The 19639-nt window shown below is 51.6% G+C and carries 13 protein-coding genes; 3 read left to right on the top strand and 10 right to left on the bottom strand.

Features of this window, described 5'->3' with window-relative positions; translation table 11 throughout:
* Nucleotides 1-242, bottom strand: a 242-nt coding sequence (locus Q4526_RS11800) for a DUF4112 domain-containing protein (RefSeq protein ID WP_215977289.1), incomplete at its 3' end; no start/stop codon positions are given.
* Nucleotides 243-280: 38 nt separating this feature from the next.
* Entirely contained in the window at nucleotides 281-928 is a 648-nt protein-coding gene (locus tag Q4526_RS11805) for a DsbA family oxidoreductase (protein ID WP_215977290.1), read from the bottom strand.
* 855 nt (nucleotides 929-1783) lie between these two features.
* On the opposite strand from Q4526_RS11805, the gene Q4526_RS11810 reads away from it, so the two are divergent.
* Entirely contained in the window at nucleotides 1784-4090 is a 2307-nt protein-coding gene (locus Q4526_RS11810; protein ID WP_215977291.1) for a discoidin domain-containing protein, read from the top strand.
* Nucleotides 4091-4720: 630 nt separating this feature from the next.
* Here the strand turns inward: Q4526_RS11810 and Q4526_RS11815 are convergent.
* Nucleotides 4721-5008, bottom strand: a complete 288-nt coding sequence (locus Q4526_RS11815) for a hypothetical protein (RefSeq protein WP_215977292.1) — start codon at nucleotides 5006-5008, stop codon at nucleotides 4721-4723.
* A 371-nt stretch (nucleotides 5009-5379) separates the two neighbouring features.
* Complete coding sequence (locus Q4526_RS11820) at nucleotides 5380-8241, bottom strand: valine--tRNA ligase (RefSeq protein ID WP_215977293.1); 2862 nt, start codon at nucleotides 8239-8241, stop codon at nucleotides 5380-5382.
* Nucleotides 8242-8466: 225 nt separating this feature from the next.
* On the opposite strand from Q4526_RS11820, the gene Q4526_RS11825 reads away from it, so the two are divergent.
* Nucleotides 8467-11484, top strand: coding sequence for a hypothetical protein (locus Q4526_RS11825; RefSeq protein WP_215977294.1), 3018 nt, complete (start codon nucleotides 8467-8469; stop codon nucleotides 11482-11484).
* Nucleotides 11485-11543: 59 nt separating this feature from the next.
* Here Q4526_RS11825 and dapD read toward each other — a convergent pair whose 3' ends face one another.
* The 6 genes from dapD to map all read right to left on the bottom strand — a co-directional run bounded on the left by dapD (nucleotide 11544) and on the right by map (nucleotide 18439).
* The gene (gene dapD / locus Q4526_RS11830; protein WP_215977295.1) at nucleotides 11544-12578 is read right to left on the bottom strand and encodes a 2,3,4,5-tetrahydropyridine-2,6-dicarboxylate N-succinyltransferase; all 1035 of its coding nucleotides are present in this window, start codon (nucleotides 12576-12578) and stop codon (nucleotides 11544-11546) included.
* Nucleotides 12579-12593: 15 nt separating this feature from the next.
* Nucleotides 12594-12947, bottom strand: a complete 354-nt coding sequence (locus Q4526_RS11835; RefSeq protein WP_215977296.1) for an ArsC family reductase — start codon at nucleotides 12945-12947, stop codon at nucleotides 12594-12596.
* Nucleotides 12948-13070: 123 nt separating this feature from the next.
* Entirely contained in the window at nucleotides 13071-13742 is a 672-nt protein-coding gene (nth, locus tag Q4526_RS11840) for an endonuclease III (RefSeq protein WP_215977297.1), read from the bottom strand.
* Nucleotides 13743-13744: 2 nt separating this feature from the next.
* The gene (gene dapC, locus Q4526_RS11845; RefSeq protein WP_215977298.1) at nucleotides 13745-14941 is read right to left on the bottom strand and encodes a succinyldiaminopimelate transaminase; all 1197 of its coding nucleotides are present in this window, start codon (nucleotides 14939-14941) and stop codon (nucleotides 13745-13747) included.
* A 24-nt stretch (nucleotides 14942-14965) separates the two neighbouring features.
* Complete coding sequence (locus Q4526_RS11850; protein WP_215977299.1) at nucleotides 14966-17665, bottom strand: [protein-PII] uridylyltransferase; 2700 nt, start codon at nucleotides 17663-17665, stop codon at nucleotides 14966-14968.
* A 3-nt stretch (nucleotides 17666-17668) separates the two neighbouring features.
* Nucleotides 17669-18439, bottom strand: coding sequence for a type I methionyl aminopeptidase (gene map, locus Q4526_RS11855; RefSeq protein ID WP_215977300.1), 771 nt, complete (start codon nucleotides 18437-18439; stop codon nucleotides 17669-17671).
* A 384-nt stretch (nucleotides 18440-18823) separates the two neighbouring features.
* On the opposite strand from map, the gene rpsB reads away from it, so the two are divergent.
* A complete protein-coding gene (gene rpsB, locus Q4526_RS11860) occupies nucleotides 18824-19567 on the top strand; it encodes a 30S ribosomal protein S2 (protein WP_215977301.1) in 744 nt (247 codons plus the stop codon).
* Nucleotides 19568-19639: the final 72 nt, after the last annotated feature.

The following is a 19639-nucleotide window of genomic DNA, read 5'->3' on the forward strand; positions in this document are numbered from 1 at the left end:
TGGTTGGTTTGGCGCTTACATTTGACAGTGCCGTTGGCTTGGGCGCGCTGAGCTTCGAGCAATACGTAGCCAGACAATAGTAAACCGGCTAAATCCCCAATCACGGGCACTAACCCGATAATAGAATCTAGGCCAATCCTAAAGCGAGTTAAGGGAATGGGAATGCTACTGTCGGTTAACCGGCTAAAGGTGTCCAGTCGCGCCAGTATGGCCTGTTCTTGCTCTAGTGTTGGCTTGGGCATAGCGTTAGTGGTCTGGTGTTATTGAGTTAGGGGCCGGTTTAATCGGTTTCAGCGCCGATTTCTTGCAGTGCTTGCTTAAAGGTAGCGCTTTCTTGCGCACCAGATATTAAATATTTGCTGTTTACGATAAACGCGGGTACCGCCGTAATGCCAGCTTGTTGGTAGGTGGCTTCGTCTTTACGCACTGCCTGTTCGTATTGATCTGAGTTTAGTACTTGTTCAGCGCTTTCTGGCGCGAGCCCTATGCTGGCGGCGCAGCGAGTTAGTACGTCGTGGTCAGAGACGTCTTCGGCTCGGCCGAAATAGGCGTCAAACAGCGCTTGTTTCATGGCGGTTTGTTGGCCTTGTTTGCCTGCCCATTTCACCAGCCTGTGTGCGTCAAAGGTGTTGCATGTACTGCGCTCTTGCAGCTTGTCAAAATTAATTCCAAGGTCTTTGGCAATTTTTATCATTTGGTCTTGATTGGTGCGCATTTCGTCTTCGGTGCCGCCGTACTTTTTTACCAGTGCAGGCAGTATGGGCTCGGCCTCGCCATTGTGTGAGGGGTCTAACTCGAATGCGTGCCAGTGTAGAGTGAAGTTGTGTTCGCTGCTTAATTCTTCAATGGCTTTCTCTAGGCGGGCGTAACCTATGGCGCACCAAGGGCAGGCGATGTCGGAAACGATATCGATTTGAATGTCGGACATAATTGGGCCTGTTGAGTAATAAAATTTCGCGTTCGGTTAATGTAACACGTCGCTTCGCTTTGTACTCAGATTCGCTATGGATGGCACAGTTCCGTGATCGTAACGCCGTAAATTAAAGGTATAAGCGCCGTTTGTGTCTATTCCGAGCATTGATATTTAGCAGCATCTTGTTCACAAGCGAGCTTGAGCCAAAGGGTGGGGTTGTTACGCACATCCTCTAAGGTGTGGTCTTTTTTGATTTATCACGCCTATTGGTTGATTTATTGGTTAACCAATTAAGATAAATGGCACTATCTTTGTAGTTAGTGGCATAAAGTATTAACAAATGCGCCAAATTCTTCACTATGTGCCATTTATACAGATTGGTTCACAATAATGGCTGTGCAGATTGTATACATATTGGAATTCAATGCGGTAGTATCTAAAACCTGCTTGATCGGGACAGACGATAATAATGCGTACCTGACTTAAGCAAGGGCTCAAAGTGGCGAAGTACTAGTGTTCAAACTAGTGAGTGGCGTGGAAATTTGCCTGAGTTCTTTGAGCAAAGTTGATAACAATAACGGACCGAATACATAGACATCTATAAGCAAATTGAGTGCTTTGTAAGCTCAGTGCATGTAGGTGTGAGCTTGGCTCTTTACTACGTACTGTGACAGCTAAATTTATACCCGGACGTCACAAGCTGTGTAGAAAAAACGAATAAATCAGATTCACGCCATATTTCCTGTCATGGTTTTGTCGTTTTGCAGTTTCTTCCAGTCATTCTTTAAGCCATACGGATGGTGGGCCTCTAGGGGTTTATACATGTCCCGTAATGGCAAATTTATATAAAAATAATAGGAGAATATGCCCATGCATAAGCAAATACGCATACCCGGAAAACTAACCATGCTCGCGGCGGCCTTGGCCGTTACTCACTCTGCTGCTAGTTTCGCGGCAGTCCCGGTGAGTGTTAATGCGTCTGACCACGATGGTAATACACCTGAAAACACACTGGATAATGATCTTTCTACCCGTTGGTCGGCAAATGGCGATGGCCAATGGATAGAGTATGAGTTGGGTGCGGTCGTTAATGTTGAGTCACTGGATGTGGCTTTCTATAAAGGTGACCAACGCACCACAACCATTGATATTCAAACCTCAACCGATGGCAGTAGTTGGGAGAGTGTTTATTACGGTGACCAACCGGTAAGCACCGCGCAACAACAAAATATTGATGTGACCGACTCGGTTGCCAGTTATGTTCGTCTGGTCGGCTACGGCAACACCTCGAACACCTGGAACAGCATTACTGAAGTTGATATCAACAGCTCGGCTATTAGCAGCTCTTCTAGCTCGTCTTCCAGCTCATCAAGTGTCTCCAGTAGTTCTGCGGGCTCACTTAACGCTTCCGCCAGTAGCGATGATGGTAACGTGGCCAGTAATGTCTTGGACGATGATTTGGAGACGCGCTGGTCTGCAAGTGGCAGCGGTGCGTGGCTGCAATTAGATCTGGGCTCTGTGCAACAAGTTGGCAGTGTTAATATCGCTTTCTACAAGGGTGATCAGCGCAGCGCTTCGTTTGATATTCAAACTAGTACAGACGGCTCGAATTGGAATACCGTGCTGTATAGTGGCAATAGCTCAGGCTCTAGCACATCATTAGAATCCTTTGGGGTTGGCGAAACGGATGCTCGTTATGTTCGCTACGTGGGCTACGGCAACAGTTCAAACGATTGGAACTCCATTACTGAAATGAGTGTGAGTTCTGAAGGTGGTCAGCAAAGCAGTTCGTCTTCTTCTAGCTCTAGCGCGAACTCATCGTCTAGCAGCAGTATTTCCTCCTCCTCTTCTTCTGTAGACAACAGCTCTTCATCGAGTTCATCTACACCTTGGCAGGGCGGTGGTACTACTTATACGGCCTCACCTGATGATGTCGCCGATGTGTTAGCCGGTGCCTCAGCGGGCGACGAAATTATTGTGACTGGTTCGGGTGAGATCTCGATCAGTAATGAGCATTTCACCGCGCCGGTTATGATTCGCGCTGCCTCTATTGGTGGAACGACGCTTAGCAATGCGACCATTTCAAACAGCAGCAATATTATTCTGCAGGGATTTGTGTTTGGACCTAATGAAGAAAGCACCTACCTGAAAATTGTCAATTCGACCAATATTCAAGTGTTGCGCAATGTGTTTGATCACGATGGGATTAAAAACAGTCAGACATCCATCGTCACCACTCAGGCCAGCCAATACATTTCGATTGGTTACAACGAGTTCCGCGGTAAAAATGAAATGTTTACCTCCGAGGGTTACAAGCTAACGGGCAGCTATATCAAAACCCAGTTTGATGACCCGCAGATGACGAAAAACTTACATGTATTCCGCAATCACTTTAAAGATATTTATCCATACGTACCGGACGGTACCACACCAACCGGTGATTCGGACCGGGAAGTAATGGCTATGGGTATTGCTGACTCGCAAGATGTGGTCACTAATAATGTGGTGGAATATAACCTGTTTGAAAATTGTGATGGTGAGAATGAAATTGTAACGGTGAAAACCTCAAACAATAAATTCCGTTATAACACCTTTAAAAATTCAATGGGTTCACTGTCATTCCGTTTAGGTTCAAACAACGAAGCGTACGGTAACTACTTCTACGGTGAAGGTGCCAGTGCCAACTGGGATGATGATAACTATCAAACCGGTGGTATTCGGATTTACGGTGAAGGCCATTTGGTTTACGACAACTATATGGAAAACCTAACCGGTGTCAGCTGGCGTCGGCCGATCCTGATTGACTCAGGTGACACCTCAGACAGTACCGGTGCCGACAGTCACGAAACGCCTAGTAATAATTCTATTTACGACAATACGATCGTCAACAGTGTAGGTGGTGGCATCCATATTGGCAGTGATAATTATGGCAACATGCCTTATAACATCGACATCGATAATAATCTGGTGATCGGTAGTGAAGGTATATTGTTTAATAACTATGCCAATGACTCATCCAACAGTTGGTCCGGTAACCAGGCCTATGCAACGGGTTCTGCCACGGCAGTAGGTGGCGGTTCGCTCGGCTCGTCTGAGGTGAGTGTACTGTCCAGTGAGCCAAGTATCAGTTCGCCAGGTTACTTAACCGCAAGTGATGTTGGCCCTGACGCACCATAAAATCAACGATTGCACCCGACTTGCCGGCCCTAATGGGCCGGCTTTTTTTTGCCTCTTCATTATAGAGTTTGATATTTACCGGTTAAGTCCTCATTTGGGGAAGGCTGAGTCTATTCTCTTGATATATGCTCATCTTTTATGTGTGGCAATACGCAGTGAAGAGTGATGAGGGCGTCTTTTTTTATTTATGCTACATGGACTTTTTCTGGTCGGTTGTTCGAGTAACAACAAGTACAGATACTCGCCCCAACGCTAAATTCGGTAGCAGAATATCTAGCTCAACATGAAACGCCGTTAAGCCAAGCTACCACGATCCAGTTATTAACCTAGCGCCGGTTACGACTTCCACAACACCTGATACCGCAGAGTCATACTGGCCTTGTAGTTGGGTGTCTAGGGGCGATAAGCAGTTATTAATACGAAATTCCTGAATGAAGCTCCGCTAAAACTCACTTTTTTTGATCGCTATGAGCGGTGGTTTCTTATTGAGGATGAAAGCAGAAAGTTGTTTTTTTATTAGACTTGTAGAGCGCCGAGAAAGGTTATTCTTCTTTTACGCTTTGTAAAAAAAGCCCCGCAAAGCGGGGCAGAAATAGGAACACGACAGGGGGAGCCCGCAGGCTCGTATCATTAACCGTTCAGCTTTTTAAATTCGCGAATGGTTTGGTTAAAGGTGTCGGCGTAGCTACGTAACTCATCTTCGGTTTTGCGAGCTTCGCTTGAGCTCAGACGAGCACAAGACAGGTATTCTTCGGTAGCGCGAACATAGGCTTTTACTTCGTTGTTCACTTTAACCATCTGTGCGGTGACCGCTGTTGTTGGGTCGGGAATGGATGGTTTGCTTTGTGGCATTTCGCAGGCCAGAGCAGGGGCCGTTACCAGGGTAAAGATTGCAGCAGTAAACAATGTTTTTTTCATAGCGCTATACCGTATTTTCAATGGCTGTCCTCGCGCTTGGTAAACGCTGGGCAGCGGGTTGGTCTGGTTGTTTGTTGTCGAAGTGTGATGCACGTCTCAAACATGGGCGCATTTTGCCACTGAAATACGATGCTGGAAATAGACCCAACTAATTATTTTGTTATGGATGCGGGCGAAAAGTGAACAATTTGTTATAGCTTGAGGTTATAGCTGGTTTATCTTCTTAGTTCGTGATGGAATTATGTCGCGATTAAGACGTGATGGTTTCGCCAGTTTTAGTGTGACAAAAATATGACATAAAAAAGCCAGGGCGGGCCCTGGCTTTTTAGTGGGGCGTAATGAGCACAGTAAGCGCCGGCCATAGACGCTGTTTACTCGTCGATGGCCTCTATGGCTTTCAGTTGCTCTGATAAGGCGTCAATACTGTTGCTGTAATCAGCCAGCTTGGCTTTTTCCTTGTCCACTACTGCAGCCGGAGCTTTATCAACAAAGTTGGCATTGCCGAGTTTACCGGCAATCCGCGCTTTCTCTTTGTTTAAACGCTCCAGTTCCTTGTTAAGCCGCGCCTTTTCGGCAGCGACATCAATAAGGCCGGCCATGGGCACTAGTATTTCCAGCTTGCCGACCAGGGCGGTGGCCGCCAAAGGGGCTTCATCGCCGGGGTTAAGCCAGGTGATCTCTTCCAGGTTGGCCAGCTTTTGCAAAAATACGCGGTTGGCTTGAAGCCGGGCTTGGTCGTCGCTGCTGCCTTGCTGCATAAACAGTGGTATGGCCTTGCCCGGGGCAATATTCATTTCGCCGCGAATATTGCGCACTCCGACGATCACGCCTTTAAGCCACTCGATGTCGCTGATTGCTTGCTCGTCGATTAAGCTCTGGTCGCTAACCGGGTAGGGGGCGAGCATGATGGTGTCGCCACTTTGCCCGGCCAGAGTTTTAATGCGCTGCCAGATCTCCTCGGTGATAAACGGAATCAGAGGGTGGGCTAGCCGCAAGCTGGTTTCCAGTACACGAATGAGTGTGCGGCGGGTGCCGCGTTTTTGTTCGTGACTGGCGTTTTCATCCCATAGTACCGGCTTGGACAGCTCCAGATACCAATCGCAGTACTCATTCCAGAAAAACTCGTAGAATGTTTGGGTGGCCAAATCCAGGCGATAGGTATCGAGTGCGTCGCGCATCTTGGCTTCGGCTTGTTGCAGACGGCCGATAATCCAGCGGTCCGCGAGCGATAGCTCATAGTTTTCACTACCGTTTTGACCGCAATCTTCCCCCTCTGTGTTTTGCAGCACAAAGCGGGTGGCGTTCCACATTTTATTGCAGAAGTTGCGGTAGCCTTCCACGCGGCCCATATCGAATTTAATGTCGCGCCCGGTGGAGGCAAGCGAGCAGAAGGTCATGCGCAGGGCATCGGTACCGAAAGACTCAATACCGTCGGGGAATTCCTTGCGGGTTTGCTTTTCGATTTTGGGTGCATCTTTCGGGCGCATCAGGCCCTTGGTACGCTTGGCAACTAAGTTTTCCAGATCGATACCGTCGATGATATCCAGTGGGTCCAGGACATTGCCCTTGGACTTACTCATTTTCTGGCCCTGAGCGTCGCGCACCAGTCCGTGCACATACACGGTTTTAAACGGGATTTGCCCCTGGCCGTTTTCGTCTTTTACCAGGTGCATGGTCATCATGATCATACGTGCCACCCAGAAAAAGATAATATCGAAACCGGTGACCAGTAAGTCGGTAGAGTGGAATTTTTTCAAAAAATCGGTTTGTTCGGGCCAGCCGAGGGTAGAGAAAGTCCAAAGGCCGGAGCTAAACCAAGTGTCGAGTACATCGTCGTCTTGCTTGAGGCTGACTTCATCGCCCAGGTTGTGCTTGCTGCGCACTTCGGCTTCATCGCGGCCCACATAAACCTTGCCGCTGTCGTCATACCAGGCGGGAATGCGGTGACCCCACCACAGTTGACGAGAGATACACCAATCCTGAATGTCGCGCATCCAGGAGAAGTACATGTTTTCGTACTGTTTGGGGACAAACTGAATATCGCCGTCTTCCACCGCTTTAATGGCGGGCTCGGCCAAGGGTTTGGTGCTGACGTACCACTGATCGGTGAGCCAGGGCTCAATCACCACACCGGAGCGATCACCGCGCGGGACTTTTAGGGCGTGGTCGTCGATTTTGTCTAACAGCCCCTGAGTATCCAGATCGGCCACGATTTGTTTGCGCGCCGCGTAGCGGTCGAGGCCGGCGTAGGCTTCGGGCAAGCTGGTGTCCAAGTCGTTACGCAGTGAACCGTCAATGTTAAAGACTTGCGCCTGGGCCAGAATATGCGCGGAATAATCCAACACGTTAATCAGAGCCATGTTATGGCGCTTGCCCACTTCGTAGTCGTTAAAGTCGTGGGCGGGAGTGATTTTGACGCAGCCGGTACCAAATTCGCGCTCGACATAATCATCCGCCACAATGGGGATGCGTCGGCCCACCAGCGGCAAAATAATCTCTTTGCCAATCAGCGCTTGGTAGCGTTCGTCTTCCGGGTGCACCGCGACGGCGGTATCGCCTAGCATGGTTTCCGGGCGGGTGGTGGCGACGACTAAATAGTTTTTGCCTTCTGCCGTCGTGGCGCCATCGGCCAGTGGGTAGCGCAGATGCCACAGGTGGCCTTTCTCATCGTGGTTTTCCACTTCAACGTCAGAAATGGCGGTGTGCAGTTTTGGGTCCCAGTTGACCAGGCGCTTACCGCGGTAAATTAAACCGTCATCGTACAGGCGCACAAAGGCCTCTTTTACCGCATCGGACAAACCGTCGTCCATGGTGAAGCGTTCGCGCGACCAATCCAGCGATGAGCCCAAGCGGCGCAGCTGGCGGGTGATATTGCCGCCGGATTCTTCTTTCCACTGCCAGACGCGCTCCAGAAACTTCTCACGGCCTAAATCGTGACGGCTGATGCCCTCAGCGGCCAGCTGACGCTCCACCACCATTTGGGTGGCAATACCGGCGTGGTCGGTACCCATTTGCCACAGAGTGTCATCGCCTTGCATACGGTGATAGCGCACCATGGCATCCATGACGGCATTATTGAAACCGTGCCCCATGTGCAGGTTGCCTGTGACATTGGGTGGGGGAATCATAATGCTGTATGGCTTCTCGCCCCCTTGGGGTTTGAAGTAGCCTTGTTCTTCCCAAGTTTGATACCACTGGGATTCGATGGCCTGGGGCTGGTAGGTTTTATCCATGGACTGTCTGACCTGTGCCTAAACGATGATAGTGAAACAAAAGCGCGATTATACCGAGTTTGGCCCGCCAAGTAGAGAGCTGTGAGCCGGCGATTGCCCTTTGCTTGGCTGCGGCTTGCTTTCGCAGGCGCTTTGGGTAAAAGTGAAGCAAATCGACCATCAAATATCCGCTAAAGTCGCCGGTGTACTTGTGGGCGTACTGACCAAAACAAAAAGAGTCTGTCTATGTTTAAACTTGTGTTTAATGGGGAGCTGCAATCGGGAGCGAAGCAAGCGCGGGTGGTCGCGGCGCTGGCCAAACTGCTGAAAACCGATGCCGATAAAATTCAGGCCAAGCTCTTTGCCGGCAAGTCGGTGACGCTCAAACGAGTGGCCAGCCATGCCGAGGCGCTTAAATGGCAGAGGGCGTTTGCCAAAGCCGGAGCGGTTTTGGCTATTGTCGAGCAAGAGCCGGCCTCGGAGGTGACTTCACAACAAGCAGTCGCCCAACCACCAACCGCTGAGGACAATCGAGCTTCAGAGCCGGAGCAGCCCGACACGTCCGCACACGAAGCGGCCGCAGCAGGGCCAAACCGCGCACAGCCGAAGTCGCGCAAACGGCTCTATATTGGGTTGGGTATTTTGGCCCAGTTGATTATTGCGGCGATTGTGATCGCGCTTTGGTACGCCAGGCCACTGTGGCAACCTGCCGCGCTCAGTGATAGCCAGCAAGCACTGGGTTCGGCCATGGTGACTGATGAGAGTTTTGCCATCGCCCGTTTGGATGTGCAACGACTGAATGCTCTAGAGGGCCTGTCCGGTGATGAATTCGATTTACAGGCTCTACCCGTGGGTGAGGGGGTTGTGAATTCGCTGGCGCGTTCCGGGCTGAACATCAGAGCGGATGTCGATACTGTTTGGCTGGCCGGTTATTTAATAAACGATAAACCGGCGAGTATTTTGTTGGCAACGGGGCGCTTCGACTCCGCGCGTCTGACAACGTGGTTTTCCGAGCGGTATGAGGTGGATCAAACCTTGAGCGATGGCGTCGTTTTTCGCCCCGTGGATGAGACCAATTGTGAAAAAGGCGAACCCGTTCGCGCGTTTGTCTCGGACAACCTAGTGTTGCTGGGGGATGTCGAGCAAGTGGGCGAGGTGCTGGAGCGAATGGCACAGCAAACCGCCGCCAGTGACCGGGTGGCTCGCTGGTTTGCCGTGAGCGATTCGCAGCTTGCATCGGCCGCCGTTTTTGCTCCGGAAAACATTGGTCATACATTGTCTGGCCTACCGGGCATGATGCTCGGTGGTATGGGGCGCGCCGCGGCCCCCGCCGATGGTTTGTACTTTGGGGTGGAGCCCGTTGTTTTGCCACCAGGAGTTGAGTTGCAGGTTGTTATCGAAAGCGACGATTCTGAATTTATTCAAAAAACCGACACGGCGCTAACTACAAAGTTACAAACGCTGCGCGCCTCGGCCGAGATCAATTACCCAGAAACCGTCAAGCTGTACGATCGCCTGAGCGTTTCTCGCACCGATGCCGGGGTGCAGGCCGCTATGCGTTTCGACCAACATTTGCGCACCGAGTTGTCCACTTGGTTTACCTCGCTGTTTGCCGGCGCTATTTCGTCCAATGATGATTCCGCTCCGGTGAGTGAGCAATTGGATGAAAACCCACCCGTCTTTGGCTCCGCTTCGCCGGCCCCGACGACATTGGCGCCGTCAAGCCCCGCCTATTCGGACCCATTTTTTCAATTTAGCAGTAACGCCGGGCCTTTTGCCTTGGGCGTGCAGACGCTTGAGCTGAGCGATGCCAATACCATCGCCATTGGTTTGGAGGCGCGCGCTTATGACTTACCTAATTTAGCGTCGCGTGGTGTGGCGGCGCATATGGTCTTGACCGATATTATTAACCGTGCCGGTGACAGCATTATGCCGCCGCTAGAGTGTGGCCAAGCCGATAATCGTGAGCCGGTCGAGATAGGTCAGGTTATGACTTACAACCATTATGTGGATGGCGAGAGCCTGAGCGGCCGGTATGTGAGCGGCAAAGCCAGTTATACCTTGCCGGCAAGTATGGATGTGAATGATATCGGTCAGCTGCAAGGCTATATTGATTATCCAGCGGTGACATCGGTGGAGACGATCACGCTAAACCAGCCGCTCGCCGGTCAAACGATAGAGCGCGACGGTTTCAGTTTGCGTTTTACTCAAGCCGGCCCCAATGCCGTGAGTTACCTTTACCAGGGCGAGCCGGGTAGGTTATTGCATGTCGCGGGTTTGAACGCTCAAGGTCAAGCACTGGCGAGTGGTGGTGCCATGTGGGGCGGTGTTATGTTTGGCTCGGGACAGACCGCCAATGTCGATTTTCAAGGTGAGGTGGCAGCCGTGAAAGTCGTCTTAGCTAAGGGGCTTCGCCCGCAACGCTTTGATTTTACGCTGCAGCAGGTGGTGCCAGGGTTTCAATCAGATTCTGGTTTTAGTCATCAGCGCGAGCCAATTCAGTGGACGCCGGAGAGCTGGACGGACGTTTTTTCCGGCGAGCCGCCAGCGGTGAGTTATCGCTGGAACAAGCCTGTGCTTGAGCAAGCGGTCGGCCCCATGACGTTAGCCGTTTATGACGCCTCTGCCAATGAACACTTTGGGGTTCAATTCAATGCAGAGTTGTTTGTCGATTATAATCTGGCACTAACCGGCCTACTGAGCCCTGGCCGGTTAGTGGTGGAGTCGGTGGCAGCTCCCCTCAGTGATGAAACTATTGAGTCCCCAAATATTGAGACACCATTAAGCGCACCACTGTCGTTTGCGCTCGATGGTGGTATGTGGGTAAACGGCGTTTATCAAAAAGACGACGAGAAAAATTGGGTTAAAGCGCGTGTTGATCTTCGTGAGCGGGCGCTAAAGTTGGCCTCGCTCGGTGCCATGTCCGGTTACGTTGAGCTTAACCTACCGCTGGCAAGCGTTACCGAGCAAGTGCCGTTTACATTGGGTCAGCAGTGGCGGCGCGATGACTTGACGCTAACCGTGAGTAAAATAGAGGCAGGGGCGGCTTATCTGTCTTTCGATGGCAATTTATCGCCGCTGATATCCGTGCAGGGCAAGAAAGAGGGCGAGTCGGTAACCGAGAGCGCAGAGCTGCATTCAATGTTCGGCGATGCTTCGGTTAAGCTCACATTAACCGAGTTGCCGGATGAGCTAGTCATCACCGTAGCCACGCAAAGTAAGCCGCAGCGCTTTGACTTTGAGTTATCGTTGCCGACAAAGTGATCTTTGATATGCAAAAAAAACCGGCCAATGGGCCGGTTTTTTTTGCGATTAAAAAACGCTTAAGCGTTTTTGTGCAGCTCTTCGTTCAATTGAACCTTAGACTTGTTGGTCAAACATTCAATGCAGCCATTTTGCGAGTTGCGGCGAAACAGTAAGTCGGATTGGTTGGCCAGATCGCGCGCTTTTACAACATCGACGGTAGCGCCTTTATCGTCCAGCAGAGTCACCTTGGTGCCGGCGGTAATGTACAAGCCTGACTCAATAGTGCAGCGGTCGCCCAAAGGAATGCCGGTACCGGCGTTGGCACCGAGCAAGCATTCTTTGCCGACACTGATAATAATATTGCCACCACCGGAAAGGGTACCCATGGTGGAACTGCCGCCGCCGAGATCTGAACCAGACTCGACAAATACGCCGGCAGAAATACGGCCTTCAATCATCCCCGGGCCAGCGGTACCGGCATTAAAGTTAACAAAACCTTCGTGCATGATGGTGGTGCCTTCGCCTAGGTAGGCGCCCAAACGAACACGGGCAGTGTGGGCGATGCGCACTCCGGCCGGTACAACGTAGTTGGTCATCTTGGGGAATTTATCCACGCAGGCAACGTCCAGCAGTTCGCCGTTCAGGCGCGCTTGCAGTTGGCGCTCGGGCAGCTCTTCTAAGTCGATAGCACCTTGGTTGGTCCAAGCCACGTTTTTCAGTGCGCCAAACAGACCGGTTAAGTTAGTGCCGTGAGGCTTAACCAAGCGGTGAGAGATTAAGTGCAGCTTTAAAAAGCCTTCGGGCACATTGGCCGGCGCTTCATCGTTGGCCAAAACGGTGGCCACTAAAGGACGGTTACCGGTGGCCAGTTTAGCGGCAACGGCGGCTTGTTCGGTGTTGCCGGCTTTGGTGAGAGCGTCGGCCAGTGACTGTGCTTGGCTGGCGTCAATCGCCACCACTTGGTTGCCAGCGGCAACACCAAGTGTGTCGGTAATAGCTTTGCCGGTAGCGGCATCTGGGTTGAGCAGGGGCGCGGGGTAAAATACTTCCAGCCATTCGCCTTTGCTGTTTTGGGTGCCGACGCCGAGGCCGACGCTGTATAAATCAGTCATGAGAAATCCTATCGATCAATTAAATAGAGTTTGGTAGTGCTGGGCTTTAAAGCCTACATGCACCTCGTTACCTAAGGTTAAAACGGGGCGCTTAATTAAAGTTGGGTTGGCCAGCAGCAGCGCGGTGGCCGTGTCGGCATCTAACGCTTGTTCTTTCTCGCTATCGGTCAGACCCTTCCAGGTGGTAGAGCGCTTATTAACCAGCGTCGCCGTATCGGTCGCGTCGAGCCAGTTTTGCACTTGCTCGGCACTGAGCCCATCGCTGCGAATATCGTGGAATTGAAAATTTATACCTGCTTGCTCCAGCCATTGGCGGGCCTTTTTGACAGTATCGCAATTTTTAATGCCGTAGAGCATAGCGTCGCTCATTGCGGGTTCCTCAATGGTTACAAGAGTATTCGGTACGCTTAGAGCGTTCGTTCGCTTTAGGTGCCGAGGAAAATCGGCGGCTATTCTAGCACGGGGCGAGCTCGGTAAGAATAAGCGACGCAGTTAAGGCTTGTGGAGTTTTTTCGGGTGTTTGCGCGCCGGGTAACAGGTGCGGCAAATGCCGCAAACCCGTCCATCGCAACCGCGCGCAGAGCAGTGCTCGCGGCCGTAGAAGATGATTTGCAAATGCAGCTTATTCCAGTGGTCCTGTGGGAAGAGCCGCTTTAGATCTTTTTCCGTTTGCACCACATTTTTACCGCTGGTTAGCCCCCAGCGTTGAGCCAGACGGTGAATATGGGTGTCGACCGGAAAGGCGGGGACGTCAAATGCTTGCGCCATCACCACACTGGCGGTTTTGTGGCCGACGCCGGGCAAGCTTTCCAGTGCCGCCATATCGGCCGGCACCTGACCGTCAAATTCGTTGACCAACCGTTGCGACAGCACCGAGATTGCCTTGGATTTTTGCGGTGATAACCCACAGGGGCGAATAATGGCTTTAATGTCCTCTACCGCCACCTTAGCCATATCGTAGGGGTTGTCCGCCAGTTGCCATAGTGCCGGGGTAATTTGATTGACGCGGGCATCGGTACACTGGGCGGATAGCAGTACGGCCACCAGCAAGCTGTAGGCGTCGAAATGATCCAGTGGTACCGGTGTCTCGGGGTAGAGCTCATTCAGCGTTTGCTGAATGTATTGCACCCGCTCAGGTTTGCTGAGGTTTTTGCTTTCGTTCACAGCTACAGTGACTCAACACACGTGCGAATACGGCGCGCCGCTTCAATGCACTCGGCCTCGGTGGCGACCAGTGCCATACGTACATAGTTCTCGCCAGGGTTAAGGCCGTTGGCTTGGCGGGATAAGTAGGCCCCGGGCAGAACCGTGACATTGTGTTCGGCGAAGAGTTTTTGCGCGAAAGCTTCACCGGAGATGGGCAGCTTGGGCCAGAGGTAAAAGCCCGCTTCGGGGCAGCTTACATCGAGACAGCCGCCCAACTCTTTTAAAACAGCCTTGAACTTGGCGCGGTAGGCGTCGCGGTTAGCAAGCACGTGGCTTTCATCTTGCCAGGCCGCAATGCTGGCCAGCTGATTGGGGACCGACATGGCGCAGCCGTGGTAAGTGCGGTACTGCAAAAATTTCTTGAGAATGTCGGCGTCACCGGCGACAAAACCTGAGCGCAGGCCGGGCAGGTTGGAGCGTTTTGATAAGCTGTGAAACACCACGCAGCGGGCAAAATCGTGCCGGCCCATGGCGCTGGCCGCTTGCAGCAAGCCCGGCGGCGGAGCATTCTCATCTTGATAGAGTTCGCTGTAACACTCATCGGAGGCGATGACAAAATCGTAGCGATCGGCCAATTCAATTAATTGTTGAAATTGCTCGGTACTGATAACAGCTCCGGTGGGGTTGCCCGGCGTGCACACATAAAGCAGTTGGCAATCGCGCCAGATACTGGCCGGCACGGCGGCAAAGTCGGGGATAAACTGATTGTCGGCAGTGCAGTTTAAAAAGTGGGGTTTGGCTCCGGCTAAGAGCGCGGCACCTTCGTAGATTTGATAAAACGGGTTGGGGCTGACTACCAGTGGGTTGGCCGTCTGGCGGTTAACCACCGCCTGAGCAAACGCAAACAGGGCTTCGCGCGTACCGTTAACGGGTAAAACTTGAGTTTCAGCGCACAGCCCTGAACTTAATTGAAAGCGCTTGTTCGCCCATTGGCTGATGGCCTGGCGCAATTCGGGCAGACCTTTGGTGGCCGGGTAATTGGCAAAGCGGCCTAGGTTGTCAGCGAAGGTTTGCAAAACAAACTCAGGGGGTTCGTGTTTGGGCTCGCCAATGGACAGTGCGATATGCGCTAAGTGTGCGGGCGGCGTAATGCCGCCTTTTAATTCAGCCAGTTTTTCAAACGGGTAGGGGTGCAGCTGTTGTAAATCCGTGTTCATGGTTTTGCGAATGCTCTAATACGGTTAGTAGCCCGCCGCTTGGTCGACGCGATCGTCCAGCTGGCGACAAATTTCTTCTTGCAGGCGTTGGCATAATTCTGGATCGGCCAGTGGCTGCTCTTGATTGTCGGTGATATAAAAAATATCTTCGACGCGCTCACCCAGAGTGGCAATCTTGGCGTTCTGTAGGTGCAAATCAAACTGAATAAAAACGCCACTGATGCAGGCCAGCAGACCAGGTCGGTCTGGGCTGATGACTTCCAGCAGGGTGTAGCCGCTGGCGATGTCGTTGCGAATGATCGTGCGCGTGGGCATGGTAAAATGTTTAAGCCGGCGCGGTGTTCGGCGCGAACAGGTGGAGGGCGCCTCATCCATTTGCTCCAGTTCGGTGGTCAAGTGCTTGTGCAGTCGTTGCAGGACCGCGGGGTCGGTACCCAAGGGTTCGCCATCTTGGTTGAGGACGAAAAATGTATCCAAGGTAAAACCTGACTTGGAGCTGTAAATTCGCGCATCTTGCACGCTTAAGTTTAATTGATCTAAGGCGGCGGCCATGGTGGCAAAAACCTTGTCACGACCCTTGCAGCGCACAAAGATTTGCGTGGCGCCTTCCAATTCGCGACTGGATGTTTCCTGAATCAAAATTAAGGGTTTGGCTGGATTTTCCTGCATCAGAATCGCTTCGGTGTGCCAGGCGATATCGAGCATGCTTTCGCGTAAGAAGTAATCGTCGTCCACGTCTTCCCACACCGAACGGCATTGTTCGGCGCTGATGTCGTGGCGACTTAAGCGCGAGATGGCACCTTCTTGCGTTTCTTCAATCCAGTCTTGTTTGTCGATGGGGTTTTCTAAGCCGCGTCGTAAGGCGCGCTTGGTTTCTAAATACAGAGTACGCATTAAGCTGGCGCGCCAAGTATTCCATAGATCTGGATTGGTGGCGTTAACATCGGCTACGGTGAGTGCGTAAAGATAGTCGAGGTGTAACTGATCGCCGACAATGAGAGCAAAATTATGAATAACGTCCGGGTCAGAGATATCTTGTTTTTGCGAGACCGCTGACATTAGTAGATGTTTTTCTACCAGCCAGCTAATCAGTCGGGTTTCGCGTGGCGATAGGTTGTGGCGCTCGCCAAATTCGCGGGCATCCACTGCGCCCAACTCTGAGTGATCGCCGCCGCGGCCCTTGCCGATGTCGTGATAAAGTCCGGCCATCAGGACCGTTTCAACTTTGGGTAAACGGCGCATAACATGCCAAGCCACTGGGTAATCTTCTTTGGCTTGTGGTTGCAAAAAATTACACAAGTTTTGCACAAGTAGCAGGGTATGAGCATCGACTGTATAAATATGAAATAAGTCGTGTTGCATTTGTCCGGTCACCCGGCCAAATTCGGGCAAGTACAATCCCAGTACGCCGTAGCGCGACATCCGTTTTAAAATTTCGACTAAGTCTTCGGGGTAGCTAAACAGCTGCAAAAATAATTGCTGATTTTCGGGTTTGAGGCGATAGTTCTCGTCGATTAGATAGCGGTTTTCGCGCATTAGGCGAATAGTGGAGGCGCGCACGCCTCTAATGCTTGGGTTTTGCGCCATCAGTACAAAAATTTCTAACAGTGCCGATGGGGATTCTTCAAACACATAGATATGGCTGACTTCAATATAGTCATCGCGGCGCTGAAATCTTTCATTGATTGGAGTGACGGTTTTTTTCACCCCTTTTTGCAAAATGGCCTCGTACAAAAATTGCAAAAGCACATCGTTAAGTTCGCGCAGCGACATCACTAAGCGATAATAGTGATGCATGAATTGCTCGACTGCGAGATTCTCATCGTTGTCTTTGTAGCCGAAAAGCTGGGCGAGTTGACGCTGGTGGTCAAACAGTAGGCGCTCTTCGGGGCGCCCGGCCACCATGTGTAATCCGTAGCGTACTCGCCAGAGAAACTCTTCGCCGTTTTGTAATAGAGAAAACTCTTCTTCGGTAAAAAAACCTTTGCCGTCGAGCTGTTTTAAAGTCTTGACCGCAAAATAGCGCTTGGCAACCCAGCCGATCATTTGAATGTCCCGCAGGCCGCCCGGGGCATTTTTGATATTCGGCTCTAGGTTGTATTCGCTGTTTTTATATTTTTGATGGCGAGCGTTTTGTTCGTCGAACTTGGCTTTAAAAAATTCATCCGCGGGCCATAGGTTGCGTTCTTGGCTGAGCTTTTCTAGAGTGGCTCGCATTTTTGAATCGCCCACTAATGTGCGCGATTCCATCAAATTGGTGCCAACGGTGATGTCTTCAGCGGCGATTTGCAGGCACTGTTCAATGGTGCGCACACTGTGGCCAATTTCCAGACCGATATCCCACAAAAGGGTTAGCAGCTGCTCTAAGTTATCTTTGCACTCGGCTTCGATGCTCTCATTGAGCAGTATCAGTAAGTCTATATCTGAGTGCGGGTGTAACTCGCAACGACCGTAGCCGCCGACCGCCTCTAGGCTTATACCTTCCGGCCAGTCGAATTGATGCCAGACGTAGTGAAGTATGCAGTCTATAAAAAGGGCGCGTTCGTGAATCAGCGCACGTATATCCTCACCCTCTTTAAAGCGTACATCAAATTGGGCGTTGGCTGCGGTAATGGCGTCTTTAAAGACCCCGATTACCGGCTGACTTACGAGCGCCTGCCGGAATCGGGTTTGGTCAAAAAAGAATAGAGGGCGAGTAAAATAGGGCAGGCTGTCGGCGGCCATGTATTAGAAAGACTCCTCGGTGCGAGCGGTTAAAACTTCAACGCCATCGGCGGTGACGGCCATGGTGTGTTCCCATTGAGCAGAAAGGCGCCCGTCTTTGGTTTCGACAGTCCAGCCGTCGCGCTTGAGCTTGGTGCCGGCTTTACCGGCGTTAATCATGGGCTCGATGGTGAAGGTCATGCCTTCTTTCAGCTCAAGGCCGGTGCCGGCCTTGCCGTAGTGGAGGATTTGCGGTTCTTCGTGGAAAACTGTGCCAATGCCGTGACCACAATACTCGCGTACTACCGAGTAGTAGTTTTTGGCGGCGTGTTTTTGAATGACTTCGCCAATATCACCCAGGCGGCAGCCGGGCTTAACCAGCTCGATACCTTTATATAAACACTCCTGGGTTACCTCTACCAAACGTTGGGCGTGGGGAGCGACATCGCCGACAAAGTACATTTTACTGGTGTCGCCGTGGTAGCCCTCAAAAATCACGGTGACATCGATATTAATAATGTCACCGTTTTTAAGGATTTTTTTCTCTGAAGGTATGCCGTGACAAATCACATGATTGACCGAGGTGCATACGGATTTAGGAAAGCCACGGTAGCCCAAGCAGGCAGGAATTGCTTTTTGTTCGTCGACAATGTAGTCGTGGCAGAGCTTGTCGAGCTCGGCGGTACTCACTCCGGGCTGCACATAGGGCCCAATCATTTCCAGCACCTCGGCGGCCATGCGGCCGGCGATGCGCATTTTGGCGATATCTTCCGGTGTTTTAATCGATACGGTCATGGTGTCTCGCTTTACCGGCGCAATCGTGGTGCGCCCTTGGTCTAAAAACCCCTAGTTTAACGTACCCGAGCTTATGACTACAGTAGGAGAGGTTGTTCATTGGAGATTATTGGACGATTTGTACGCTATTTGGCTGTGGCGGCCAAAGGCTGGGTGGGGTTGCGAGCCGCAGTGGTGCGAGTGAATTCAGGGCGAAAGCGATGAAAAGCTTTATTGTCAGTTATGGTTGTGGTATAAAGCGCGCCTCTCGTCATTCTGGCCGTGATAATGGCCTGCGAGAGTTAACTTAAACGTCACACATACACCGTCACGTTCAACCTGGGTGCCCTGCGGGGTTGGTTAGCGGGGTGTATGGAGGCCTAACCCGATAGACAGGAAAAGATTATGCCTACAGTAAGCATGCGCGATATGCTGCAAGCCGGTGTCCATTTTGGTCACCAAACTCGTTACTGGAACCCAAAAATGGACCGTTTCATTTTTGGTGCTCGCAACAAGATTCATATCATCAACCTCGAGCACACTGTTCCCGCGTTCAACGAGACTCTGGAGCACGTCAAGAAGCTGGCGTCACAGAAGAAGAAAATCATGTTTGTTGGCACTAAGCGCGCCGCTCAAAAAATCATCAAAGAGCAGGCCGAGCGCACTGGTCAGCCTTTTGTTAGCCACCGCTGGTTGGGTGGTATGCTGACCAACTTCAAAACCATTCGTGCCTCTATCCGCCGCTACCGCGAGCTGGAAGCGCAATCGAAAGACGGTACTTTCGATAAGCTGACCAAAAAAGAAGCGCTAATGCGCGCCCGCGATATGGCCAAGCTGGAATGCTCCATTGGTGGTATTAAAGATATGGCTGGTCTGCCAGATGCATTGTTCGTAATCGACGTGGATCACGAGCGTATTGCAGTTCAGGAAGCCAACAAGCTGGGTATTCCTGTTATCGGTGTGGTTGATACCAACTCTAACCCCGATGGCATTGATTACGTTATCCCAGGTAACGATGACGCCATTCGCGCTATTCGCCTGTATGTAACCGCGATTGCCGATGCTTGCGCCGAAGGCGCTGCACAGGCGCAAAGCGTGCCAAACAAAGACGAGTACGTCGCAGCTGACGGCGAAGCCGCCGCTGAGTAAGCGCCACTGACCTGTCATCTTTTCAGGTTAGATTGTGCTCAAGGGGGGTAAACCGGTGGTTTACCCCTTTTT

It is taken from the genome of Gilvimarinus sp. 2_MG-2023, assembly GCF_030547685.1.
In the GTDB taxonomy this organism is placed as follows: Bacteria; Pseudomonadota; Gammaproteobacteria; order Pseudomonadales; family Cellvibrionaceae; genus Gilvimarinus.